The organism is Methylobacterium sp. E-041 (assembly GCF_022829665.1).
Lineage (GTDB): Bacteria > Pseudomonadota > Alphaproteobacteria > Rhizobiales > Beijerinckiaceae > Methylobacterium.
Genome location: NZ_JAKSYQ010000292.1, coordinates 103,200 through 126,221 on the forward strand (window position 1 = coordinate 103,200; position 23,022 = coordinate 126,221).

A 23,022-nucleotide genomic window follows, 5' to 3' on the forward strand; every position below is an offset into this window, starting at 1 on the left:
CCGATCGCGTTCGCGTGTGCCGCCCGCGTTGCCTCCCCGCGCCGCACGCGCGTATAAACCGCGGCATCCCCGCCCGGCGGCGTCGAGGGCGCGAGCCCTCCGCCGCCAAGACCTAAAGAACGCGCGACGCCATGGCCGGCCATTCCCAGTTCAAGAACATCATGCACCGCAAGGGCCGGGTGGACGCCGTCCGCTCGAAGCTCTTCGGGAAGCTCGCCCGCGAGATCACGGTGGCGGCCAAGCTCGGCCTGCCCGATCCGGCGATGAACGCACGCCTGCGCGCGGCGATCATCGCGGCCCGCGCCGAGAACGTGCCCAAGGACAACATCGAGCGGGCGATCAAGAAGGCGGCCGGTGCCGACGGGGAGACCTACGAGGAGATCCGCTACGAGGGCTACGGCCCGGGCGGTGCCGCGCTGATCGTCGAGGCGCAAACCGACAACCGCAACCGCACGGCCTCCGACGTGCGCTCGGCCTTCACCAAGTCCGGCGGGAGCCTCGCCGAGACCGGCGCCGTCGCGTTCATGTTCGACCGTGTCGGGGTGGTCGGCTTCGCGGCCTCGGTCGCCGACGCCGACACGATGCTGGAAGCGGCGATCGAGGCCGGCGCCGACGACGTGCGCTCCGACGAATCCGGCCACGAGATCACCTGCGCGCAGGACTCCTTCGGCGAGGTCACCAAGGCCCTGGAGGCGCGCTTCGGCGAGCCGACCCGCACCGGCCTCGTCTGGAAGGCGCAGAACACGATCGACGTCGACGACGAGACCGGCGAGAAGCTGATCCGCCTCGTCGAGGTGATCGAGGACCAGGACGACGTGCAGAACGTCTACGTCAACTTCGCCCTGTCCGACGCGCTGGTGGCCAAGCTCGAGGCCTAAGGCGCGAGACGCGGGGCGCGGGCGTCAGCGGGGCGAGGCCGCCCCGCTGCGGTCGCAACGGAAGGGCGCGACCCCGATCGCCGGGTCCTGCAGCACGCGGCCGCCCGAGGCCTCGCAGCGGACCTGGAAGGAATCGTGCGGCCCCCAGAAGCTCCAGATCGTGAACATCGGCAGCACCATCATCAGGCAGACGCTGCCGATGACCATGCCCGCCGCCCAGGCGTTGCCGCGCAGCGGTTTCGGCGGCTCCGGCCGCATCGGCGGCATCGGCGCGAGGAAGGCCAGGGTCGGCACCAGCCAATCGAGGGTGTTCATCCGCCTGCCCGCCCGCAGTTTCGACCCGCATCGTGGCGCGCCGCGAAGCCGACGGTAGTTCGATCGCCTCAGTTTCGAAAGTCGGCCAGCCGCGACCGTTTGGCGAAACCCTTCGTTCACGCTATGTGCTCAGACAGAGCCGGTACGGCGTTCCGGCCGTGCGGCCAAGGTCCGGTTCATGACGCCCATCCGCATCCTCGGCATCGATCCGGGCCTGCGCCGCACCGGCTGGGGCGTCGTGACGGTGACGGGGGCGAAGCTCGCCTACGTCGATTGCGGCGTCGTCACCTCGGACGGCGACCTGCCGCTGGCGCTGCGCCTGCGCGAATTGCACGAGGGCATCACCCGGGTCGTGCGGGACTTCTCGCCCGACGAAGTTTCCGTCGAGGAGACCTTCGTCAACAAGGACGCGCAGGCGACGCTCAAGCTCGGGCACGCCCGCGCCATCGCCCTGCTGGTGCCGGCGCTCGCCGGCGTGCCGGTGTTCGAGTACGCGGCGAACCTGATCAAGAAGTCGGTCTGCGGCTCGGGGCATGCCGAGAAGGCGCAGATCCAGGCGATGGTGCGCTTCCTGCTCCCGAAGGCCGAGTTCAAGCTGGCGGATGCGGCCGATGCGCTCGCCATCGCCATCACCCACGTCAACCATCGCGGCGCCCATGCGCTCAAGCGCGCCAACCCGCCGCCCGGCGCGGCCGGGCCGGGCGCCGCGCGGATCGCGGCGGCGTTGGCCAAGCTCGGCTGAGGCCGATCAGTTCACCGCCTTGAACTCGCCTTCGAGGCGCAGGACGACCTCGTCGCCGAGCATCGGCAGGTAGGCGTCGATGCCGAAGTCCGAGCGCTTCAGCACGGCGCGGCCGTCGAAGCCGACGGTGTAGGCCTTGTCGACGGGATGGATGCCGGCCTGGTTGAAGGTCGCGTCGAAGGCGACCGGCTTGGTGACGCCGCGCAGCGTCAGGTCGCCGGTGACGCGCGCCGTGGTCGGGCTCGTCGCCTCCACCGCGGTGGCGGCGAAGGTCGCGCTCGGGAACTTCGCGGTGTCGAAGAAGTCGGGCGCCTTGAGATGCGCGTCGAGCTTCGGGTTCACGCCGGTGATGCTGTCGGTGCCGATCGTGACCTTGAGCCGGATCTTGGTCGCGTCCTTGGGGTCGAGGGTCGCGTCGCCGGTGACGTCGGTGATCTGCCCGTAATAGGTCGAGAAGCCGAGATGGCTCAGCGACCAGGTGATCTTGGCGTGGTCGGGATCGAGGCGGTAGGCGCCCGGCCGGACCTGCGTCGGGTCGGCGCTGGGGGCAGTCGCGGTGTCGGCGGCCCGCGCCGGCGAGAGGGCGAGCGTCTGGGCGAGTGCCAGGGCGAGGAGAAGCAAGGGTCCGCGCATCGGGATCGCCTGGGTTGTAACCGACCGTTTCCCTGCCCTGATCCCACGAAGCTCGGCCGCTCTCAAGACTGGCCTTCCGAAAGACTCGCCACGCTTCGCCGGATGGCGGCGATGCGCGGCATTCTGTAGGCAGCGGACGGCACGCTGGACGCGGCAGCGCGAATGATCGGGATCTCATGATCGGGAAGCTCAAGGGCGTGGTCGATTCCTACGGCGAGGATTTCGTCCTCCTCGACGTCCAGGGAGTCGGGTACGAGGTGCATTGCTCGGCGCGCACGCTCCAGCGCCTGCCGAAGCCCGGCGAGCCGGCCGTCCTTTCGATCGAGACGCATGTCCGCGAGGACATGATCCGCCTCTACGGCTTCCGCTCGGATGCCGAGCGCGAGTGGTTCCGCCTGCTCCAGACCGTGCAGGGCGTCGGCTCCAAGGTCGCCCTCGGGCTGCTCTCGGTGCTGGAGCCGCCTCAGCTCGCCTCGGCGATCGCCATGGGCGACAAGACCGCCGTTGCGCGTGCGCCCGGCGTCGGCCCGCGGCTGGCCGCCCGGCTGGTGGCCGAACTCAAGGACAAGGCGCCGGCCTTCGCGCCGATCGATCCGGCGCTCATCGCCTTGTCGGGCGCGGTCGAGAACCGCTCCGCGCCCCAGCCCGTCGCCGACGCGATCTCGGCGCTGGTCAACCTCGGCTACGCCCAGCTCCAGGCTTCGGCCGCGGTCGCCGCTGCCTTGAAGGCTGGCGGCGAGGACGCCGAGGCGAAGGTTCTCATCCGGCTCGCGCTGAAGGAGCTGGCGCAATAGGGAGCCGCGAAACGCGACGACGCGATCCGATCGTGCGCTCGTGATCGCCGGAGCCTTGACCCATACGGTGCCGGATGGCATGTGGCGTTCGCTAACACGTTGAAAACGCTTAGTTTTCAAGAGTTCTAAACTGGCGACGGTCGAGGACCGGGACGACGCACGGTGAGCGCTCTCGAACGATTCGAGGGCGTCGAAGGAAACGAGCCTCCAGCCATCGGGTTTTGGATCGTATGATCGTCTGTTCCTGCAACGTCCTCTCGGATGGCGCCGTGCGCGGGTGTCTCGGCCCGGGTCCTGGCTGCCCGCGCACGCCGGCCCAGGTCTACGCCTGCCTCGGCTGCAGCCCGAAATGCGGGCGTTGCGCCCGCACGATCCGCTCGATCATGCAGAACGCCCTCGGCGCCGCGGCGCTCGAGGCGGGACAGGACGCCCATGCCTGCGCGACGGGTTGCGCAACTGGCTGCAGTTTGGGAAAGGTCCAGCCTGCAGAGGAGGGGATCGCCGCCTGAGGCGTAGCCCGGCTTTTCCCTCGCACGGCCAAGGGGAGAACGGGTTTCATGAAGGGCGACATCAAGGTCATCGAGTATCTGAACCGCGGCTTGCGCAGCGAGCTGACCGCGGTGAGCCAGTACTGGCTCCACTTCCGGATGCTCAACGACTGGGGCTACATCGACCTCGCCAAGTTCTGGCGTAAGGAATCGATCGAGGAGATGAACCACGCGGACCGGTTCGTCGACCGGATCCTGTTCCTCGACGGCTTCCCCAACCTCCAGGAGCTCGATCCCCTGCGGATCGGCCAGAACGTCGAGGAGATCATCGCCTGCGATCTCGCCGCCGAGTGCGAGGCCCGCGCGCTCTACCTCGAAGCCGCCAAGTACTGCGATTCGATCAACGACCGGGTGTCGAAGCGCCTGTTCGAGGATCTGGCCGAGGACGAGGAAGGCCACATCGACTTCCTCGAGACCCAGCAGGAACTGATCCGCCAGATCGGCCTGCCGCTCTACGCCCAGCGCCACGTCGGCGGCCTGGAGCCGATCGCCCCCGAAGCCGAATGAACGGGAGGCGGGATCGCCGGGGACCTCCGGCGATCCCGCGCGATGCTCAGTAGAGCCGGGTGCGGTAGGCCTCCTCGGTCGAGCGCTCGGCATCGGCGACGCTCACGGTGCCGGTCTGCTCGGCGAGGATGCGCCCGAGGCTCGGGAAGCTCTTGCGCTCGACCTGCGCCTCCGGCGACCACAGCTTGGCCCGCATCAGCGCCTTGGCGCAGTGGAAGAACACCTCCTCCACTGCGACGCGCAGACCCGTCACCGGGACCTTGCCCTGGGCGACCAGGGGCGCGAGCATCTCGGCCGACGTGACCAGCGCCGCGCGCCCGTTCACCCGCAGCGTCTCGTCGATGCCCGGCACGAAGAAGATCAGCCCGACCCCGGGATTGCCGAGCACGTTGCCGAAGCTGTCGACGCGGTTGTTGCCGCGGCGGTCCGGGATCAGCAACGTCGCGTCGTCGAGGATCCGGACGAAGCCGGGAGCGTCGCCGCGCGGGCTCGCGTCGGCCCGGCCTTCCGCGTCCATCGAGGCGAGCACCAGGAAGGGCGAGAGCGCGATGAAACCGCGCGCGAAGTGATCGAGCCGCGGGAGCACCTTGTGCTCGGCCATCGGCCTGATCGCGCCGACATGCGTGCGCAACGCCTCGGGAACGCCGAGAATCGTGTCGTCGATCGTCCCGCTCAAGCGGCATCCTCCGGGTTCGGGCCGTCGCGGCCCTCTGACATGGCCTCGAGCCGGCCGGCACGCGCGATCGCCGCGCGAGACCGGACCGGCTCCGACCGAGCCTGCACCTCGGCCCCGGGCTGCACAACCCGCGCCGCGGCCTGGCGACGGCCGACGCCGGTGTCCGTCGATGTCGTCGGCAAACCTGCATCGGAGCCTTGACGGCGCGACCGCCCGGCCCTTGATCCTCGCCGCGACGATCGAGAGGCAGGGCGCATGACCGAATCCGCATCGAACGAACGCCTGCCCCCGGCGTTGCGTGGCACGCTGGCCCTGCCGGTGATCGCCGCGCCGCTGTTCATCGTGTCAGGGCCCGACCTCGTGATCGCCCAGTGCCTGTCGGGCATCGTCGGGTCGTTTCCCGCGCTGAATGCCCGGCCGGCTGAACGCCTCGACACTTGGCTGTCGCTCATCACCGGCACGCTCGCCGCGGCGCGGGCGGCCGAGCCGACGCGGCGGATCGCGCCGTTCGCGGTCAACCAGATCGTCCACGCTTCGAACGACCGTCTGGCCCGGGACGTCGCCGCCTGCGTCGCCCACGCGGTCCCGATCGTCATCACCTCGCTCAGGGCGCCCGACGCCGTGGTGCGGCCGATCCACGGTTACGGCGGCGTGGTGTTCCACGACGTCACCACCGTCCGGCACGCGGAGAAGGCGCTGGAGGCCGGCGTCGACGGGCTGATCCTGGTCTGCGCCGGCGCGGGCGGGCATGCCGGCACGCTGAGCCCGTTCGCCCTGCTCGGCGAGGTGCGGCGCTTCTACGACGGGCCGATCATCCTGTCGGGGGCGATCACCACCGGCAGCGCGATCCTCGCCGCACAGGCGATGGGCGCCGACCTCGCCTACATGGGCACGCGCTTCATCGCGACGGCGGAGGCCAACGCCGCCGACGGCTACAAGGCGATGATCGCGGAAAGCGCGGCCGCCGACATCCTCTACACCCCGTTCTTCACCGGCGTGCCCGGAAACTACCTGAGCCCCAGCATCCGCGCCGCCGGGCTCGATCCCGAGAGCCTGCCGGATGTCGGTAAGAGCGCGATGGACTTCGGCAGCAGCCGGGCGAAGCCGTGGCGCGACGTGTGGGGTGCCGGCCAGGGCGTCGGGACGATCGCGGACGCGCCGCCCGTGGCGGACGTAGTCGCACGGCTCGCGCGCGAATACGCGGCTGCCCGCGCACGCCTGGGGGCCGCAGCCTACTCGGCTGCCTGAGGCCAAGGCAGTCGCCGATTTCGGGCGGCCTGCACATCCGGACCGTCCGCCTCGGCCAGTTCCGTTCGGCTGCGGCCGTTGCGCTTGGCGCGGTAGAGCGCGAGGTCGGCCCGGCGCATCAGGTCGTCGAAACGCTCATGTCCCGGCGTGCTCACCGCCACGCCGATGCTGCAGCTGACCTCGAGGTGCGGCAGCGTCGGCAGGCGCAGGGCGGCGAAGGCGCGGCCGAAGCGGACCGCCTCGCGCCGGGCGGCCTCCGGGGTCTGGGCCGGGATCAGGCACGCGAACTCCTCGCCACCGAGCCGGCCGAACGCGCGATCGCCCGGCAGCAAGGCCCGCCCCAGGGCGCAGAAACCGACCAGCACCCCGTCGCCGACCGCGTGACCGTAGGTGTCGTTCACACGCTTGAAATGATCGAGATCGAACAGCAGCAGCGCGCTCGGCGAGGGCCGCGCCAGCATCGCCTCGGCCTCCAGCACGAAGGCGCGGCGGTTGGCGATGCCGGTCAGCGGATCGACCGATGCGGCGAGCCGCTGTGCCCGCTCGGCCCGCTCCTTGGTCAGCGCCATGAAGGTGAAAGCGATGGCGATCGTGAACAGCATCGCGGCAAAGCACAGGATCGCGACCCAGCGCGATTGCAGGGCGTCTGGGCTGGTCGGCAGGGGGGCGAGGAAGGCTGCGGGGATCCGAACCGCGTAGCAGAGCCCGTAGATGCACAGCAGGATCATCGCGGGGTAGCGCGAGACCAGCCGTTCCGCCCGGCCGCGCCAGATCTCGTAGGCGCTCGCCGCGCAGAAGAGGGTTGCGATCGACGAGGCGAGGACGACCCGCGCCGCGATCGAGCCGTAGAACGCCGGGACGAGGCAGGCCGCCGCGAAGGCGCCGCCGCTCAGGATCGCGATCGACAGGCGCAGGCTCCGCCCCTCGAAAGCCCGCACGCCGCTCCAGATCAGACCGTAGGCGGCGATCATCATCGCGTTGGCGACGCCGATGGAGAGCCAGTCGGGGATCGTGCCGCGCAGGGCCAGCCCGCCGGAGGCGATCGCGCCGACGAGGTGCGCGACGCCCCAGATCGCCAGAGCGTGCGTCCGACGTGCCTGGACCCACGACAGCACGAAGAGCACGCCCACGAGGAACGTGAGGACGAAGGTCACCAGCAAGAGGGTCGCGATGTCGAGACGCATGGTCCGCTTGACGTCTCCCGACGATCACTCCGATGGCCGAGACCACACCTGTGATACGGCACCCGAGACTGAGCACAACATCAAACTAGAGCATAAACAACATCTAAACGCCCGTATCAGACCTGACTGATATCAAAAATCCATAACATAGGTTATCGGGATGACGGGCCAAATCCTTCATCCGTCGCCACGCTTGCTCCCCGTCGGCTCCAGCGGCGTGATCCGCAGGGTCGTGATGCGATTCTTCGCCTTGCGCAGGACCTGGAAGCGGAAGCCGTGGAAGTTGAAGGCGGTTCCCTGGTCGGGGATGGCGCGCGCCTCGTGGATGACGAGCCCGGCGATGGTCGTCGCCTCCTCGTCCGGCAGGTTCCAGTCCATCGCCCGGTTGAGGTCGCGGATCGGCACGCCGCCGTCGGCGTTGACCGAGCCGTCGCCCTGCGGCCGCACGCCCGAGACGGTGACGTCGTGCTCGTCGGCGATGTCGCCGACGATCTCCTCGAGGATGTCCTCCAGGGTGATGAGGCCCATCACCTCGCCGTACTCGTCGACGACGAGGGCGAAGTGGGTCTTCTTCGAGAGGAAGGCCTTGAGCTGGTCGCGCAGGCTGGTGGTGTCCGGCACGAACCAGGTCTCGAGCGCCAGCGCCTCGACCTTGAGGCCGGACGCGTCGCCGCCGGCCGCGTCGAGGGCCCGGAGCAGGTCCTTGGCATGCAGCACGCCGACGACGTTCTCCGTGGTGCCGCGCCACAGCGGCATCCGTGTGTAGGGCGAGGCCAGCACCTCGCGCACGATCTCCTCGGAGGGCAGGTCGGCGTTGATGATCCGCATCTTGGTGCGGTGGACCATCACCTCGGAGACCGAGAGGTCGTTGAGGTCGAGCAGGCCGCCGAGCATGTCGCGCTCGGCCTTGGCCACCCCGCCCTCGCGGTGCAGCAGCGCGACCTGCCCGCGGATCTCCTCGGTCGGCGACAGGATCGACTGGTGGTCGCCGATCGTGACGCCGAACGGGCGCAGCATCAGCCGCACCAGGCTCTCGATCGCGAGCGCCGCCGGGCCCATCACCGCGACCGCGAAGGCGACGGGGCGGGCCATCATCAGGGCCGCCTTGTCGGGCTTCGAGATCGCGAGCGTCTTTGGCAGCACCTCAGCGAAGACGATCACCAGCACCGACATGCCGACGGTGGCGTAGATGACGCCGCTCTTGCCGAAGACCGCGGTCAGCACGCTCGTCATGAAGGCGGAGGCGCCGATCGCGACGATGTTGTAGCCGATCAGCATTGCGCCGATGAAGCGCTCGCGGATCGCCAGGATGCGGTTGACGATGCCCGCCCGCGCATCCCCCGCCTCCTCCAGGGAATGCATCCGCGCGCGGGACGCGGCGGTGAAGGCTGTCTCCGCGCCCGCGAAGAAGGCCGAGAGCAGCAGCGAGATCACGACGATGCTCGCGGCCAGCCAGAGGTCGGTGTGGGTTTCCATCGCGCCGGGTTTTCGAGCTCATGCCGTCGCGGCAGGCTCGGGATCGAGGCGCGACGGCGACATCCCTCATAGGGGATTCGGCGCCGGATTGCCCTATCGCCGGGCGCGCAGGGTCAGGATTTGGCCGGCACCGCCGGTCCCAGGCGCGGCACGGGGCGCGGCAGCGCCCGCGCGGCGATGCAGGCGAGCGTCGTGAGGCCGAGGAGGAAGCCGAAGGGGAGGCTCGTCGCCGCCATCGCCAGGCGCAGCAGCGCGACGAAGGGGGCGGCGAGCATCAACGCCCGCTCACGGTCGTGCAGGCCGCCGGCGCGGTGGGCGGCGATCGCGAGGAGGATCGTCGCCGGAACCAGAGGGACGAGGTCGTAGACCGGCACGTAGGGCGAGACCATCGGAGCCGCGGCGAGCAGCGTCGCGGCGCGCAGGCCGAGGTCGCCGTTGCCGGCCCAGACCCGCCAGGCGACCGCGAGCGCCGCGAGGCTCGCGCCGATCTGCAGCGTCCAGGCCGCCGCGAACGAGCCGCCGGCCAGCCGGACCGCGCCGAAGGCGCTGGCGTTGAGATCGAGGCCGGCGCCGGCCTCCTGCAGGATGATCCGGTTGGTCTCCGACAGGCTCGCGACGAAGGCCTGCCAGGGCGCGAGCCCGAACAGGACGACCGAGGCGAGGCACAGGGCCAGCGCCGTGGCGAGGCAGGCGGCGAGCGCCTGTCGGCGGCCCGTCATGAGCAGCAGGAACGGCGCCAGCGCTGCGAGTTGCGGCTTGTAGGCGACGAGCCCGAAGCAGAGCCCGGCGAGCCAGGGCCGCCGGTCGACCAGCATCGCTCCGAGCGTCAGCAATCCAGCGGTGACGAGGCCGTTCTGGCCGTACGCGAGATTGCAGAGCACCAGCGGGTGCGCGAGCCCGATCAGCACCGCGTCGCGCCGCCCGGTCGCACGGTGGAGCGCAGCGGCGAAGATCGCGAGCGAGAGGGTGATCCAGACGAGGAAGGCCCCTTGCGGGCTCAGCAACGCAAGGGGGGACGCCGCCAGAAGGAACACCGGCGGGTAATGCCACGCGAACCGGCATTCCGGCCCGAAGGCCGCAGCGAGGTTCTGAAGGTGCACCGGCAGGTCGTAGGCCTCCGTCGCGCGTCCGCCCAGCGCCGTCCGGCCGACTACCCAGACCTGGGCAAGATCGCTGCCCATCACGTCGCCGAGCCAGTTGTGGCGCGGATCGGGTCCGGTGCCGAAGGCGAGGTAGGCCAGCGCTAGGATCGTCGGAACCAGGAATGCGGCGGCCAGGCGCGCGAAGCGGAGCAGGCCGGCATCGTGGGCGAGACGTTCCCGCAGGCTGGCCGCGAAGCGCTCCGACGCGCTGACACCCTGCGACGCGCCCATGGTCCGACCCGAATCCTGGCCGAGCGCCAGCGCGGCGACGATAGGGCCGCGAGGTTCCGCCGCGGTTAATGCGGGTCGGGCTCAGCCGGCCCGCAGCTCGTCCTGCAGGAAGGCGCGCACCGCGTCCCGCTCGATTCCCGGCGCGATGAAGCTCCGGCCGATGCCGCGAGCGAGGATGAAGGTCAGCGCGCCATCCTTCACCTTCTTGTCCTGCGCCATCGCGTCGAGCAGCGCGTCGGCGTCGCCGCAGCCGCCGGGCACGGCCTGGAGGGTGGTCGGCAGGCCGGCGAGCGCGAGGTGGTTGGCGACGCGGCCCGCATCCTGGCCCGCGCACAGGCCGAGACGGGCCGAGAAGCGGAACGCCAGCGCCAGCCCGATCGCGACGCCCTCGCCGTGGACGAGGCGGGCCGACTCGTAGCCGGTGAGGCGTTCCAGCGCGTGGCCGAAGGTGTGGCCGAGATTCAAGAGGGCGCGCTCGCCGTCCTCGCGCTCGTCGCGGACGACGACCCCGGCCTTGGCGCGGCAGCAGATCGCCACCGCCTCGTCGCGCTCCGGCCCGCCGGAGAAGATCCCGCGCCAATGGGCCTCGCACCAGTCGAAGAAGCCGGCATCGCCGATCAGCCCGTACTTGGCGACCTCGGCGTAGCCCGCCCGCATCTCGCGCTCCGAGAGCGTGTCGAGGGTCGCGGTGTCGGCGAGCACGAGGCGAGGCTGGTGGAAGGCGCCGATCAGGTTCTTGCCGAGCGGCGAATTGATCCCGGTCTTGCCGCCGACCGAGGAATCGACCTGGGCGAGCAGGCTCGTCGGCACCTGCACGAAGCGCACGCCGCGCCGCAGGGTCGCCGCGGCGAAGCCCGCGAGATCGCCGACGACGCCGCCGCCGAGGGCGACCACGAGGTCGCCGCGCTCGACCTTGTGGGCGAGCAGGCCGTCGCAGACCGACGCGTAGGTCGCGTAGGATTTCGAGGCCTCGCCCGGCGCCACCGCGACGAGTGCGGAGCGCAGGCCCGCTTCCTCCAGGCTCCTCCGCAGGGCGTCGCCGTAGAGCGCCGCGACGGTCTCGTCGCTGACGATCACCGCCGCCTTGCCGCCCAGCGCCGCCACGCGCGCGCCGGCGCTAGCGATGAGGCCGCGCCCGATCAGGATGTCGTAGTCGCGGCCCTGGTCGAGGGGGACGTGGACGGCGAGGGGCTCGGTCATGACAGCTTCACTGCGCGGCGACCGCGCGGCTCTCGTCCGGCGGGTTGAGGTAGGCGTCGAGGGCTTCGAGCACGTCCTGCACGACGCGGTCGTGGGCGACGTCGCGGGACAGCGCGGTCACGTCGGAGGCGGCATAGACCGGATGGCGCAGGTCCATCAGGTCGCGCATGGTCCGCTCGGGATCCTCGGTCTGGAGCAGCGGGCGGTTGCCGCGCTTGCGCACCCGCCGCATCAGCACGTCGAGCTCGGCCTTGAGCCAGACCGACACGCCCGATTCCGCGATCCGCGCGCGGGTCGACTCGCGCATGAACGCGCCGCCGCCGGTGGCCAGGACCAGAGGCCCCGCCCGCAGCAGGCGCGAGATCACGCGCTCCTCGCCGTCGCGAAAGCTCGGCTCGCCGTAGATCGCGAAGATGTCGGGGATGGTCAGGCCGGCGGCCGCCTCGATCTCGATGTCGGCGTCCTTGAAGATCAGGCCGAGCCGGCTCGCGAGGCGGCGGCCGACGGTGCTCTTGCCCGCTCCCATCAGGCCCACGAGCACGATCGAGCGCGAGCCGAGGGCCCGGCGCAGGCGCGCTTCGATCGGATCGCCCATCGGCTCGGGCGTGGTCATCGGGCGGGGCTCGGCATGGACGGCAAAGGGCGGGTCGGCGACGGGGCTGGGAGCGGGTGCGGCGGTGTCCCGGGTCTTATACCAAGTCTGCGGGGTTATCACCCATGCGGTCGGGCCCGCGGCCGCCGCCCCCTGAAATCTCGGAAAGGGCCCGGAGACGGCGTGGAGCCGGCCCGATGCGCCGGCCCATCGTCGCGGCGAGACGGGCGCAGGATGTGGCCTTCCGGGCCTTGCCAGCGCGGCGGCGGCATGGTGCAACCCGGGTCGCCGCGGCGCAAAACTTAAGTCCCCGCTGCGCCCTGCTCCATCGCGTCCGCGTGCCCCGAGGTTCGACCGCTGTGCCGACCCTATTCCGTTTCTTCGCCACCCTCGCGATCCTGGCCGGCCTCGTCTTCGCCGGCATGTTCGCGCTCGCGACCTTCGTGACGCCGACGCCGCGGGAAATGAGCGTGACCATCCCCGCCTCGAAGCTCCAGCCGGGCGGCCGGTGAGGGAGGAGCGTCCGCCCGAGGCCGAGCGGCGGACGCCGCCCGAGATCGCGGCCTACCTCGACATGCTGGCCGCCGAGCGCGGAGCGGCGAAGAACACCCTCGAAGCCTACCGGCGCGATCTCGACGACTACTTCGGTCACCTCGCCGACGAGGGCCTCGACCTCGCCGAGATCGAGGCGGCGGACCTCCGCGCCTACGTCGCCTCCCTCGAGCCGCGTGGCCTGAAGCCGGCCTCCGCCGCCCGGCGGCTCTCCTGCATCCGCGGCTTCCACAAGTTCCTCTACGCAGAAGGGCTGGCCGAATCCGATCCGAGCGCGCCGCTCACCGGCCCGCGCCGCGGCCGCGCGCTGCCGAAGGTGCTGTCGGTCGCCGAAGTCGACCGGCTGCTCGCGACGGCGCGCGCGCAGGTCGATGCGGCGGTCGAGGCCGAGGCGCCGGGCCAGGCGCGACGGGCGCAGCGGATGCTGTGCCTGCTCGAGCTGCTCTACGCCACGGGCCTGCGCGTCTCCGAGCTGATCGCGCTTCCGCGCTCGGCCGCCTCGACCCGCGAGCGCTACCTCGTGGTGCGAGGAAAGGGTGGGCGCGAACGGCTCGTGCCACTCACCGAGCTGGCGCGCGACGCGATGCGCCGGCACCTCGCCGCCTCGCCGAGCGACGCGCCGTGGCTGTTTCCCGCCGACAGCGAGAGCGGCCATCTCACCCGGCAGGCCTTCGCCCGCGACCTGAAGGCGGCGGCGGAGGCCGCGAGCCTGCGCGCCGACAAGGTCAGCCCGCACGTGCTGCGCCACGCCTTCGCCAGCCATCTGCTGCACAACGGCGCCGACCTGCGGATCGTGCAGGAGCTGCTCGGCCACGCCGACATCTCGACGACGCAGATCTACACGCACGTCCTCGACGACCGCCTGAAGAGCATGGTCCGCGACCTGCATCCGCTGATGGACGAGCCCTCCGGCCCCGACGGCGCACCGGAGGTGCAGCCGTGAGGGCTCCGATCCGCCGCTTGCGGCGTTGACCGGCTCAGGCGACGGAAGCGGGCGATCGGCGATGGGAGTGCGTTTGCGGCGTTGGAGGAAGGGCGCGGTCCGGGCGCTGAAGCTCGTCGCCCGCCCGGTCCGCCGGGCGCAGGGGCGCGGCGGCATCGTCATTGAGCCCTATCGCGGCTACGGCTCCGCCGACGAGATCTTCCTGATCGGCCGCATCTTCCGCCAGTCCCACCCCGGTACGGCACCGGGCGACGAGAGCCTGCGCGCGCAGCTGCGGGACATCACCCGGCGGATCGCGCGGCGGGCGCTGAAGGACGCCGCCGTCACCGCCCGCTTCGGCGGCGCGCAGGCGCGGGTCCAGACCGACCGCGACGGCTACTTCCGCGTCCATCTCAGCCCGGAGGCGTTGCCCGCGGGCGACCATGGCTGGCACGACGTCGACCTCACGCTCGAGGCGGAGCTGCCGGTGCGGGCGCGGGGGCAGGTGTTCGTGCCGCCGGGCGCCACCGGCTGCGTCGTCGTCAGCGACATCGACGACACGGTGATGCGCACGGGCGTCGCCAACAAGGCCAAGATGCTGTGGCGGCTGTTCGTGGAGGATGCCGAGAACCGCGTCGCCTTCCCCGGCGTCGCCGCGCTCTACCGGGCCCTCTACGTCGGCCCGGACGGCATCGAGGCCAACCCGATGCTCTACGTCTCGCGCGCGCCGTGGGGCCTGTACGAGATGCTGTCGGAGTTCTTCACGATCCACGGCATCCCGGTGGGCCCGATCCTGTTCCTGCGCGAATGGGGCCTGTCGTGGAAGCACCCCCTCCCCCGCCGGGCGGAGGATCACAAGCGCGCCCTGATCGTCCACATGCTGTCGCTGTATCGCGACCTGCCCTTCGTGCTGATCGGCGACAGCGGGCAGCACGATCCGGAGGTCTACGGCCGGATCGTCGCCGACCATCCCGGCCGGGTGAAGGCGGTCTACATCCGCAACGTGTCGCGGGACGCCGACCGCATACGCGAGATCGAGGCGCTGGCGCAGGTCGTCGCGGCCGCCGGGAGCCACCTCGTCATCGCCGCCGACAGCACCGCCATCGCCCGGCACGCGGCGAGCCTCGGCCTGATCGCACTGGGCGCGGTCGCCCTGGTGGCGGACGAGCACGCGGCCGGCGGCGAGCCGGCGGAGCTGACCGCGGAGACCGCCCTGCCGGGCGACCTCGGCTCCGTCCTCGGCGGCGCCGGAGGAACCTTGCCGCCGAGCGTCGTCGTCGAGGCGTCGGCGCAGGACGGATCGCATGTCTCGACCTAGCGCCACCGTGCGCGCCGTCGCTGTCGCCGCCGGGTCACACTTCACAGGAGCGTGATTCCGGCCGTTGACTCTTCGGGACCGCGGAAGCCACTTGGCGGGGACGGTTCCCCTCGGGGATCAAAAGGGAACGCGGTGAGGACGAGGCTCCGAGAAGCCTTTCCGATGCCGCGGCTGCCCCCGCAACTGTAAGCGGCGAGCCTCCATCAACACGTCACTGGGTCACGGCGCCTGGGAAGACGATGAGGGGCAGCGACCCGCGAGCCAGGAGACCTGCCGTCAGTCGTGGTCACACGCGAAACGCGTCGGGCGGGGTGCCTCGACGGGTGTCGAGACGCATGGGCCCGCGCGGCGCATGCGGGGCGGCCTCGTTCGCGGTGACGTGCCACCACACGCGTCCGCACGTCCCTTCCATGCCCTTGCCGACCGCGAGACCCGCGCCGAACGACGCACAGGAAGCCGCCCGGCATCCGTGCGCCGGCGGCCGAGCCGCGTTCGGCCGATCGCCTAATTGTAACATTGTTACATTCGATGTAGATCGAGGGTCGGGCAGGCCGTCGCGTCGCGCCGATAGAGCCGAATCCGATCCATGCTCGTTCTTCTGCAAACCGCTCGTTCCCTCGGGCGCGCGATGCGCTGCCCGCTCCTCGCCGGCACGGCGCTCGTCATCCTCGCTCCGCCGCGAGAGGCCGGCGCCCAGCCGGTCGCCGGCGAATCGGCGAGCGTCGTGCTCGACACCCTCACGGTCGCGGGCGACGGCGTCGGCTTGAGCCGCACCGCGCCGGTCGGCCTCAACCTGCGCACGCCCGACCGCGGCGCGAGCCGCCTCGGCCTCACGCCGCTGGAGACCCCCGGCAGCGTCGACGTCATCTCCGGCGAGACCGCGCGGCTGCGCGGCCAGGACACGATCGCGGACGCCGTGACGCAGAACGCCACCGGCATCACCACCATCGCCTCGCCGGGCAACGGCAACGGCGCCTTCACCAGCCGCGGGTTCTCGGGGCCGAACTCGATCCAGCAGCTCTACGACGGCACGCGGCTGTTCGTCGGCGCCAACACGGTGACCTTCCCGTTCGACACCTGGAACGTCGAGCGCATCGAGGTGCTGCGCGGGCCGGCCTCCGTGCTCTACGGCGACGGGGCGATCGGCGGCGTCATCAACGTGGTGACGAAGAAGCCGACCTTCACGCCCATCAACGTGGTGCGGGCCGGCGTCGGATCGGACGGCATCGCGCGGCTCGCCCTCGATTCCGGCGGCCCGATCGGCGACGCGGTGGCCTATCGCCTTAACGTCAGCGGCAACCGCGCCGGCGGCTGGATCAGCCCGGACGGCGACTTCCGCAACCTCGCGGTCTCGGGCGCGATCCTGCTCCAGGCCACGCCCGACCTCGCCTTCACCCTGAGCCACGACCTCGGCTATCAGGAGCCGGCGCGCTACTGGGGCACGCCGCTGGTCGACGGGCGCATCCCGGATTTCATCCGGTTCAAGAACTACAACGTCCGCGACGCCAAGATCACCTGGGCGGACAACTGGACCCAGCTCAAGACGGAGTGGACGCCCACCGCCGACATCACGGTGCGCAACACCGCCTACCGGCTGCAGAGCCGGCGCCACTGGCTCGACGTCGAGACCTACAGCTTCAACCGATCGACGCGATTGGTCGACCGGAGCGACTACACCGAAATCTACCACCAGCAGGAACAGGTCGGGAACCGGTTCGACGCCGCGTTCAAGGGCACGCTGTTCGGCTTCCGCAACGAGTTCCTGGCCGGCTTCGACGTGAACCACATCGACTTCCGGCACATCAACAACTTCTCGACCGTCGGATCGGGCCTCGTCACCAGCGTTCCGCTGACGGATTACGACCCGGGCTCGTTCCCGCTGAACGGCCGCGCCAGCCCGGCCTACGCGACGAGCACCGACCAGGCCTCGGTCTTCGCCGAGGACCGGCTGATCCTCACCGACCAGCTCTCGTTCCTGTCCGGCGTCCGGTTCGATGCCTCGACCCTGCAGCGCGAGAACCTGATGAGCAACGCGCAGTTCGAGAAGTCCTTCCAGGGCCTCGGCTACCGCTTCGGGCTGGTGTTCAACCCGACGCCGGACACCGCGCTCTATGCGCAGGTCGCCACCGCCACGGACCCGGTGAACAGCCTGATCACGCTGTCGCAATCGCTGGCCGGCTTCAAGCTCTCCACCGGCGAGCAGGTCGAGCTCGGCGCCAAGGGCGTATTCTGGGACGGCCGAGGCGAGTGGACGCTCGCCGGCTACCGCATCGTCAAGGACAACCTGATCTCGGCGGTGCCGGGCCAGCCGAACGTCTCGACGCAGGTCGGCCGGCAATCCTCCTACGGGGTCGAGGCGGCGCTCTCGCTGCAGGTCACGCCGCTCTGGCGGGTCGACGCGAACCTCGCCCTGCTGCACGCGCAGTACGATTCCTTCGACCAGGCCGTGAACGGCGCGACGATTTCGTACGCCGGCAACCGGCCGATCGACGTGCCCGAGCGGGTCGCCAACCTCTGGCTCAACTACGCCTTCGCGCCGACCTGGGAAGCACGGGTCGGGTTCCAGTACGTCGGCGAGGTGTTCAGCGATTTCGGCAACACCGCGCGACGCCCGGCCTACGGGCTGGTCAACCTCGGCCTCGACCATCAGGTCACGCCGGCCTCGCGCCTGTCCTTCCGCGTCTTCAACCTGTTCGACAAGGTCTACGCGATCAGCGGAAACGCGGTGGACGGGGTCGGCACAAACTGGCTCCTCGGGCGCCCGCGCTCGTTCGAGGTCGCCTTCACGACGGCGTTCTGAGATGGCCTCCGCGGCGCGCATGCTCGCCAAGCTCGCTAAGCTCGGCAAGACGGGGAAGCGGTGGCTGCATCTCGGCCATCGCTGGCTCGGCATCGTCACGGGGCTGTTCTTCGCGACGTGGTTCGTGAGCGGCGTGGTGATGATGTACGTCGCCTACCCGTCGCTGACCGAGCCCGAGCGCCGAGCCGGGCTGCCCGCGATCGCCTGGGACGCGGTGCGGGTCTCGCCGGACGCGGCATTGGCCGACGAGCCCGGCTTTCCCCGGGCGCTGAGCCTGTCGATGCGGGGGGCCGAGCCGGTCTACCGGGTCGCGCGTTGGGACGGGTCCCGCCGCGCCGTCTCCGCGGTCGACGGCCGGGCGATCGGCCCCGCGTCACCGGACGAGGCCCTCGCCATCGCCGGCCACGATCCGCGCAGCCTGCGCCCGGCCTACCGCGACACGCTCGCCTACGATCTGTGGACGGTGCATCAGCGCTACGATGCAGTGCGCCCGCTCCACCGCATCGCGCTCGGCGATGCGGACGGCACCGAGCTCTACGTCTCGCAGCCGACCGGTGCCGTGGTGCTCGACACCACGGCGCACGAGCGGTTCTGGAACTGGTTCGGCGCCGTCCCGCACTGGCTCTACGTCGCGCCGCTGCGGGCGCAGGCCGCGCTGTGGCGCACGGTGATTGTGTGGGTCTCGGGGATCGCGATGGTCGGGGCCGTCACCGGGTTCGTGCTCGGGCTCCTGCGGCTGCGGATCGTCCGACGCTATCGCTCCGGCGCGGTGACGCCCTATCGCGGCCTCGCGCGCTGGCATCATCTCGGCGGCCTGATCGGCGGGCTCGCGCTGCTGAGCTTCATCGTCAGCGGCTGGCTCTCGATGAACCCGAACCGCTGGTTCTCCTCCTCCAGCCCGTCGCAGGCGATGCTCGAACGCTACGCCGACGCACCCGGCGCCCGCACCGGGCTCGACCGCGCCGCGATCCGCCAGCGCGCCTGCACGGACGCGGCGGAGGTGCGGTTCACCTGGCTCGGCGGTGCGCCGCTCGCGGTGATCGCCTGCCGCGACGGACGGGAGATCGCCTGCTGCGGAACGGCGCCGGTCGCGCCCGACCGGCTGGACGCCGCCGCGCGTCGCCTGGTCCCGGAGGCTCGATCGATGACGACCTCTCGGCTCGAGCGCGAGGACTTCTACTGGACCTCGCACCATCGCGCCCGGCGCCTGCCGGTGCTCCGGGTGGTGTTCGACGACCCGGCGGCGACGTGGTTCCACATCGATCCCGAGACCGGCGAGATCCTGAACCGGCTCGACCGGTCGGGCCGCGTCGAGCGCTGGGGCTTCGACCTGCTGCACACCTTCGATCTCGGCATCCTCCTGCGCCACCGGCCCGCCTGGGACGGGGTCATGCTGCTGCTGCTCGCAGCCGGATCGGTGATCGCGGGCTCGGGCATGGCGATGGGCTGGCGCCGGCTGAGACGGCCGGCGGCCGGATCGCGCCCGGCTTGAGTGCGGGCCGATCCCCTCGCTCGGCTCGGCGAGGCTTGCTCAGCGAGGCTTGCTCAGCGAGGCTTGGCCCGCACGGGGCGGCAGCGCTACCATCGCAGCGAAGGGCCCGAAGCGGTCCGCGAACAGACAGGGACGGACGCTGCCATGGCGCGCGCGCGAAAAGTCATCATCACCTGCGCCGTCACCGGCGCGATCCATACGCCGAGCATGTCGCCCTACCTGCCGGTGACGCCGGAGGAGATCGCCGACGCCGCAATCGGCGCGGCGGAGGCGGGCGCGGCCATCGTCCACCTGCACGCCCGCAACCCGCAAACCGGCGAGCCCGACCAGACGCCGGAGGCCTTCGCCAAGTTCCTGCCCGTCATCAAGCAGCGCTCGAGCTGCGTGGTGAACATCACCACCGGCGGCGCGCCGACGATGACCATCGAGGAGCGCGTGCGCCCGGCCGCGACCTTCAAGCCGGAGGTCGCCTCGCTCAACCTCGGCTCGATGAACTTCGGCCTGTTCGGGATGCTCGACCGCTTCAAGGATCTCGAGCACGAATGGGAGCGGACGTATCTGGCCAACAAGGACATCATCTTCCGCAACTCGTTCGGGCAGATCGAGCACATCCTCACCACCTGCGCCGGCAACGACACACGATTCGAGTTCGAGTGCTACGACACCGCCCACCTCTACAATCTCAAATACTTCTTCGACCGCGGCCTGGTGAAGGCGCCGCTGTTCATCCAGACCGTGTTCGGGTTGCAGGGCGGCATCGGCTCGCACCCGGACGACGTGATGCACATGAAGCGTACCGCCGATCGGCTGTTCGGTGACCAGTACCGCTGGTCGGTGCTGGGCGCCGGTCGCAATCAGATGAACATCGCGGCGATGGCGGCGGCGATGGGCTGCAACGTCCGCGTCGGGCTCGAGGACAGCCTCTGGGCAGGCCCGGGCCGGCTCGCGCAGTCGAACGCCGAGCAGGTCGCCCAGGTCCGCCGGATCATCGAAGGGCTGGGGCTCGAGGTCGCGACGCCGGACGATGCCCGCGAGATGCTGTCGCTGAAGGGCGGCGACCGCGTCGGGTTCTGAGGCCCGTCACCCGGCGGGGTTCGCGAGAATCTTGCCGGGATTGAGGATGTTCCTCGGGTCGAGCGCGCGCTTGACCGCGCGCATCGTCGCGATCTCGGCGGTCGAGCGCGAGAGCCCGAGCTTGCCGCGCTTCTCTAGCCCGATGCCGTGCTCGGCCGAGACCGAGCCTTGAAGCGCGGCGAGCGGCTCGTAGATCGCCGCCTCGACCTCTGCTTCGAGGGCGGGGTCCGGCAGGCGCGCGGTGTTCCAGTGGATGTTGTTGTCGCCGACATGCCCGTAGGCGACGCTGGCCGCGTCCGGGTGGATCGCGGCGATCCGCGCGCGCGCCTCGGCGACGTAGCCGGCCATGGCCGAAAGCGGGACGCTGACGTCGAACGGGCGGCCGAGCCCGGCCTCGACCAGCATCTCGACGCGGTCGCGGATGCGCCACAGCGCGCGGCGCTGCTCCTCGGACGCCGAGACCATGGCATCGTGCACGACCGCCTCGGCCATCAGGGTCTCGAGCAGGCTCAAGAAGCGCGGTTCCTCCTCGGGCACGCACTCGACCTCGATCAGCGCGTAGTACGGGTGCTCCCGGGGGAGCGGCGGGGTGAAGCGGCCGGGCGCGGTCATCGTCCGGTAGAAGTCGGGCCACATGCCCTCGAAGGACGACACCCGGCCCTGGAACGCCCGCTGCGCGCGGGCGAGAATGGCGGCGGCGGCGTTCACGTCGGCGCAGGCGACGAGCGCGGTGGCGTAGCCGGCCGGCGCCGGGCGCAGGCGCAGCACCGCGCGGGTGACGACGCCGAGCGTCCCCTCCGTGCCGACGAAGAGCTGCTTCAAGTCGAGCCCGGTGTTGTTCTTGATCAGCGGCCGCATCGACGAGACGATCGTGCCGTCGGCGAGCACCGCTTCGAGGCCGAGCACCATCTCGCGCATCATCCCGTAGCGCAGCACCCGCAGGCCGCCGGCATTGGTGCTGATCGTGCCGCCGATCGTCGCCGAGCCGCGGGCTCCGAGATCGAGGGGAAAGAACAGGTCCGCCACTTCCGCTGCCGCCTGCACCGCCTCGAGCGTGGTGCCGGTGCGGACCACCATCGTCATCGCCAAGGGATCGAGCGCCTCGATCCCGGTCATGCGCTCGAGCGACAGGGCGATGTCCCCGGGCGCGCAGAGGATGCCGTCGACGAGGCCGGTGGCGCCGCCGCGCGGGACGACGGCGCGCCCCGCCGCGTGGCAGGCGGCGAGCACCGCCGAGACGTGCTCGGTGCTGCGGGGGCGGACGAGCGCGGCCGCGGCGCAAGGCTCGTCGGCACGGGTCCAGCTCGCGGGTCGGCTCGCGAGCTCGTTGCCGACGACGAGGCCGTCGGGTCCGAGGATGTCGGTGAGCCGGTCGAGAAGCGGGTCCGTCATGGGCGTGCGCGGCGTTCGGCGATCATGGGGTCGGGCGAGGACGGTCTACACGATCGCGTGCGCGGCCGAAGCCGGCGGCGTGACATTCCGCACCTGCGTTCGGGGGATCGATGCGGCTCCCGCGGGCAACCGCCGACCGCCGCATTGCAGCATCCCACCCCTCGCCCTTCCACGGCCGGAAACAGCTCATACGGTCCGGCGCTTCGAAAACCGCGGAGCGCGCCATGGGAACCTACACGCTCGCCATCGCCGACGGCGTCCTGTTCGCCTGCCTGCCGGACGAGGCCGACATCGGCTCGGCCATCACCGAGGCGACGGCGACCAATTACGGTTTCGGCATCGCGCTCAGCATCGTGCGCGGCACCGAGCTGACCGATGCGGCGCGGCCCGAGGACGACGTGGTCTGGCGCGAGACCTCCGACAGCGAGCTGCTCGACGCGGAGGGGCGCCGCTATCGCTACGCCGTGCGCCGGGCGGCTTGACGCCCCGCGCCTGGCCGCAACCAGGATCCCCGGATCACAGGACGTTCGTGCGACGGGTGCCGTCGCATGGAGCGAGCCGGCGCCCGGCTCGCACGAACGTCGGCTAGCGGCAGGAGCGCGGCAGGCGCCGCTTCCAGCGCTGGCCCGGCGCGAGGGCGGGTTCGGTCGATCGCGACTTCGTCGGCCTGCGCATCACGACAGGCGCTGCGGCGACCGGAGCGACGGCGGTCACCGGCGGAGCCGGGATCGCCGGGGCAGCGACGGCCGGCTCCGAGGACGCGTCCGCGATGTCGGCGAACGACCAGATCGCATCGGGGCGCACCATTTCGGATCGTGCCTGATCCGAACGGCCGGCTTCGGCGCGCGGGCTTTCGGACCGCATCTGCGGAGGCTTCACCCGCTTCACGCGCGGAAGCCGAAGCGCGCGCTCGATCACGGGTTCAGCCACCTCGGGCTCGGGCTCCGCCACGATCAGGCTCTGCAGGATTCGCCGAGGCTTCTCCGCCGGCACCGGCGGCGCGGGGGCGGCGGCCTGGTCGGGCCAGACCGTATCGAACGGCGACGGCGTCTCGGGCGCCGGATCGAGCGCGGCCCAGTTCAGGGGCGCCGGGGTAGGATCATCCGGCCAGGACAGGGAGTGGCGGTTCTTCGACTTGACCTCGACGGTAAAGGACCGTCGCACACGGCTGCGCAACATGCGGCGTATGATTCTCTTGGATTTGGACAGGAACGCGCGGACGCGTACCGTATTCCATGACGCTTCTTCGGCATTTTGTCGAGACGACAGTGCAGAATCGGTTTCCAACACGGAAATTCCAGGCAGA

The 23,022-nt window shown here is 70.9% G+C and carries 23 protein-coding genes and 1 riboswitch; of the genes, 13 read left to right on the top strand and 10 right to left on the bottom strand.

What is annotated here, in order from left to right:
* Nucleotides 1-131 precede the first annotated feature (131 nt).
* Nucleotides 132-878, top strand: coding sequence for a YebC/PmpR family DNA-binding transcriptional regulator (locus MKK70_RS27480; protein ID WP_147727021.1), 747 nt, complete (start codon nucleotides 132-134; stop codon nucleotides 876-878).
* 24 nt (nucleotides 879-902) lie between these two features.
* Here MKK70_RS27480 and MKK70_RS27485 read toward each other — a convergent pair whose 3' ends face one another.
* The gene (locus MKK70_RS27485) at nucleotides 903-1,193 is read right to left on the bottom strand and encodes a hypothetical protein (RefSeq protein ID WP_243951115.1); all 291 of its coding nucleotides are present in this window, start codon (nucleotides 1,191-1,193) and stop codon (nucleotides 903-905) included.
* Between the two features lie 178 nt (nucleotides 1,194-1,371).
* On the opposite strand from MKK70_RS27485, the gene ruvC reads away from it, so the two are divergent.
* Nucleotides 1,372-1,935, top strand: a complete 564-nt coding sequence (ruvC, locus tag MKK70_RS27490; RefSeq protein ID WP_147841608.1) for a crossover junction endodeoxyribonuclease RuvC — start codon at nucleotides 1,372-1,374, stop codon at nucleotides 1,933-1,935.
* 6 nt (nucleotides 1,936-1,941) lie between these two features.
* On the opposite strand, the gene MKK70_RS27495 is transcribed toward ruvC, so the two are convergent.
* Nucleotides 1,942-2,568, bottom strand: a complete 627-nt coding sequence (locus MKK70_RS27495; RefSeq protein ID WP_243951117.1) for a YceI family protein — start codon at nucleotides 2,566-2,568, stop codon at nucleotides 1,942-1,944.
* Nucleotides 2,569-2,744: 176 nt separating this feature from the next.
* Here MKK70_RS27495 and ruvA point away from each other — a divergent pair, with 176 nt between their 5' ends.
* From ruvA to bfr, 3 genes are all read left to right on the top strand, one after another.
* Entirely contained in the window at nucleotides 2,745-3,362 is a 618-nt protein-coding gene (gene ruvA, locus MKK70_RS27500; protein ID WP_243935490.1) for a Holliday junction branch migration protein RuvA, read from the top strand.
* Nucleotides 3,363-3,592: 230 nt separating this feature from the next.
* Nucleotides 3,593-3,871: a bacterioferritin-associated ferredoxin gene (locus tag MKK70_RS27505; RefSeq protein ID WP_243951119.1), complete on the top strand. Its 279-nt coding sequence runs from the start codon at nucleotides 3,593-3,595 to the stop codon at nucleotides 3,869-3,871.
* A 48-nt stretch (nucleotides 3,872-3,919) separates the two neighbouring features.
* A complete protein-coding gene (gene bfr / locus MKK70_RS27510; RefSeq protein WP_147727192.1) occupies nucleotides 3,920-4,417 on the top strand; it encodes a bacterioferritin in 498 nt (165 codons plus the stop codon).
* A gap of 46 nt (nucleotides 4,418-4,463) precedes the next feature.
* Here the strand turns inward: bfr and MKK70_RS27515 are convergent, their stop codons facing one another.
* Complete coding sequence (locus tag MKK70_RS27515) at nucleotides 4,464-5,093, bottom strand: pyridoxamine 5'-phosphate oxidase family protein (RefSeq protein WP_279603821.1); 630 nt, start codon at nucleotides 5,091-5,093, stop codon at nucleotides 4,464-4,466.
* 255 nt (nucleotides 5,094-5,348) lie between these two features.
* Between MKK70_RS27515 and MKK70_RS27520 the strand changes: the two genes are divergently transcribed.
* Nucleotides 5,349-6,341 (top strand): NAD(P)H-dependent flavin oxidoreductase, encoded by a 993-nt coding sequence (locus MKK70_RS27520; protein WP_243935491.1) that lies wholly within the window; start codon nucleotides 5,349-5,351, stop codon nucleotides 6,339-6,341.
* Here MKK70_RS27520 and MKK70_RS27525 read toward each other — a convergent pair.
* From MKK70_RS27525 to MKK70_RS27545, 5 genes are all read right to left on the bottom strand, one after another.
* Nucleotides 6,326-7,525, bottom strand: a complete 1,200-nt coding sequence (locus MKK70_RS27525) for a sensor domain-containing diguanylate cyclase (RefSeq protein ID WP_243951121.1) — start codon at nucleotides 7,523-7,525, stop codon at nucleotides 6,326-6,328. The genes MKK70_RS27520 and MKK70_RS27525 overlap by 16 nt on opposite strands.
* Nucleotides 7,526-7,702: 177 nt before the next feature.
* Nucleotides 7,703-9,001 (bottom strand): HlyC/CorC family transporter, encoded by a 1,299-nt coding sequence (locus tag MKK70_RS27530; protein WP_147841603.1) that lies wholly within the window; start codon nucleotides 8,999-9,001, stop codon nucleotides 7,703-7,705.
* Nucleotides 9,002-9,114: 113 nt separating this feature from the next.
* Nucleotides 9,115-10,374 carry a glycosyltransferase family 87 protein gene (locus MKK70_RS27535; RefSeq protein ID WP_243951123.1) on the bottom strand — a complete coding sequence of 420 codons (1,260 nt, stop codon included), beginning with the start codon at nucleotides 10,372-10,374 and terminating at the stop codon, nucleotides 9,115-9,117.
* 81 nt (nucleotides 10,375-10,455) lie between these two features.
* Nucleotides 10,456-11,574, bottom strand: coding sequence for a 3-dehydroquinate synthase (gene aroB, locus MKK70_RS27540; RefSeq protein WP_243951125.1), 1,119 nt, complete (start codon nucleotides 11,572-11,574; stop codon nucleotides 10,456-10,458).
* A gap of 7 nt (nucleotides 11,575-11,581) precedes the next feature.
* Nucleotides 11,582-12,187, bottom strand: a complete 606-nt coding sequence (locus tag MKK70_RS27545) for a shikimate kinase (RefSeq protein ID WP_147727186.1) — start codon at nucleotides 12,185-12,187, stop codon at nucleotides 11,582-11,584.
* Between the two features lie 338 nt (nucleotides 12,188-12,525).
* Here MKK70_RS27545 and MKK70_RS30920 point away from each other — a divergent pair, with 338 nt between their 5' ends.
* The 6 genes from MKK70_RS30920 (at nucleotide 12,526) to MKK70_RS27575 (ending at nucleotide 20,324) form a co-directional block, all read left to right on the top strand.
* Nucleotides 12,526-12,678 carry a histidine kinase gene (locus MKK70_RS30920; protein WP_147730042.1) on the top strand — a complete coding sequence of 51 codons (153 nt, stop codon included), beginning with the start codon at nucleotides 12,526-12,528 and terminating at the stop codon, nucleotides 12,676-12,678.
* Nucleotides 12,675-13,661: a site-specific tyrosine recombinase XerD gene (locus tag MKK70_RS27555; protein ID WP_281408255.1), complete on the top strand. Its 987-nt coding sequence runs from the start codon at nucleotides 12,675-12,677 to the stop codon at nucleotides 13,659-13,661. Before MKK70_RS30920 ends, MKK70_RS27555 begins: the two co-directional genes overlap by 4 nt.
* A gap of 61 nt (nucleotides 13,662-13,722) precedes the next feature.
* Complete coding sequence (locus tag MKK70_RS27560) at nucleotides 13,723-14,958, top strand: App1 family protein (protein WP_243951127.1); 1,236 nt, start codon at nucleotides 13,723-13,725, stop codon at nucleotides 14,956-14,958.
* 84 nt (nucleotides 14,959-15,042) lie between these two features.
* Nucleotides 15,043-15,251: riboswitch (cobalamin riboswitch) on the top strand.
* 335 nt (nucleotides 15,252-15,586) lie between these two features.
* Nucleotides 15,587-17,758: a TonB-dependent receptor gene (locus tag MKK70_RS27565; protein WP_243951195.1), complete on the top strand. Its 2,172-nt coding sequence runs from the start codon at nucleotides 15,587-15,589 to the stop codon at nucleotides 17,756-17,758.
* A 1-nt stretch (nucleotide 17,759) separates the two neighbouring features.
* The gene (locus MKK70_RS27570) at nucleotides 17,760-19,250 is read left to right on the top strand and encodes a PepSY domain-containing protein (protein ID WP_243951129.1); all 1,491 of its coding nucleotides are present in this window, start codon (nucleotides 17,760-17,762) and stop codon (nucleotides 19,248-19,250) included.
* A 144-nt stretch (nucleotides 19,251-19,394) separates the two neighbouring features.
* Nucleotides 19,395-20,324, top strand: a complete 930-nt coding sequence (locus MKK70_RS27575) for a 3-keto-5-aminohexanoate cleavage protein (protein WP_243951131.1) — start codon at nucleotides 19,395-19,397, stop codon at nucleotides 20,322-20,324.
* A 6-nt stretch (nucleotides 20,325-20,330) separates the two neighbouring features.
* Here the strand turns inward: MKK70_RS27575 and MKK70_RS27580 are convergent, their stop codons facing one another.
* Complete coding sequence (locus tag MKK70_RS27580) at nucleotides 20,331-21,716, bottom strand: FAD-binding oxidoreductase (RefSeq protein ID WP_243951133.1); 1,386 nt, start codon at nucleotides 21,714-21,716, stop codon at nucleotides 20,331-20,333.
* Nucleotides 21,717-21,940: 224 nt separating this feature from the next.
* On the opposite strand from MKK70_RS27580, the gene MKK70_RS27585 reads away from it, so the two are divergent.
* On the top strand, nucleotides 21,941-22,198 hold the full coding sequence (locus MKK70_RS27585) for a hypothetical protein (RefSeq protein ID WP_147729370.1): 258 nt from the start codon (nucleotides 21,941-21,943) through the stop codon (nucleotides 22,196-22,198).
* 103 nt (nucleotides 22,199-22,301) lie between these two features.
* On the opposite strand, the gene MKK70_RS27590 is transcribed toward MKK70_RS27585, so the two are convergent.
* Nucleotides 22,302-23,003 carry a hypothetical protein gene (locus MKK70_RS27590; protein ID WP_243951134.1) on the bottom strand — a complete coding sequence of 234 codons (702 nt, stop codon included), beginning with the start codon at nucleotides 23,001-23,003 and terminating at the stop codon, nucleotides 22,302-22,304.
* Between the last annotated feature and the right edge of the window lie 19 nt (nucleotides 23,004-23,022).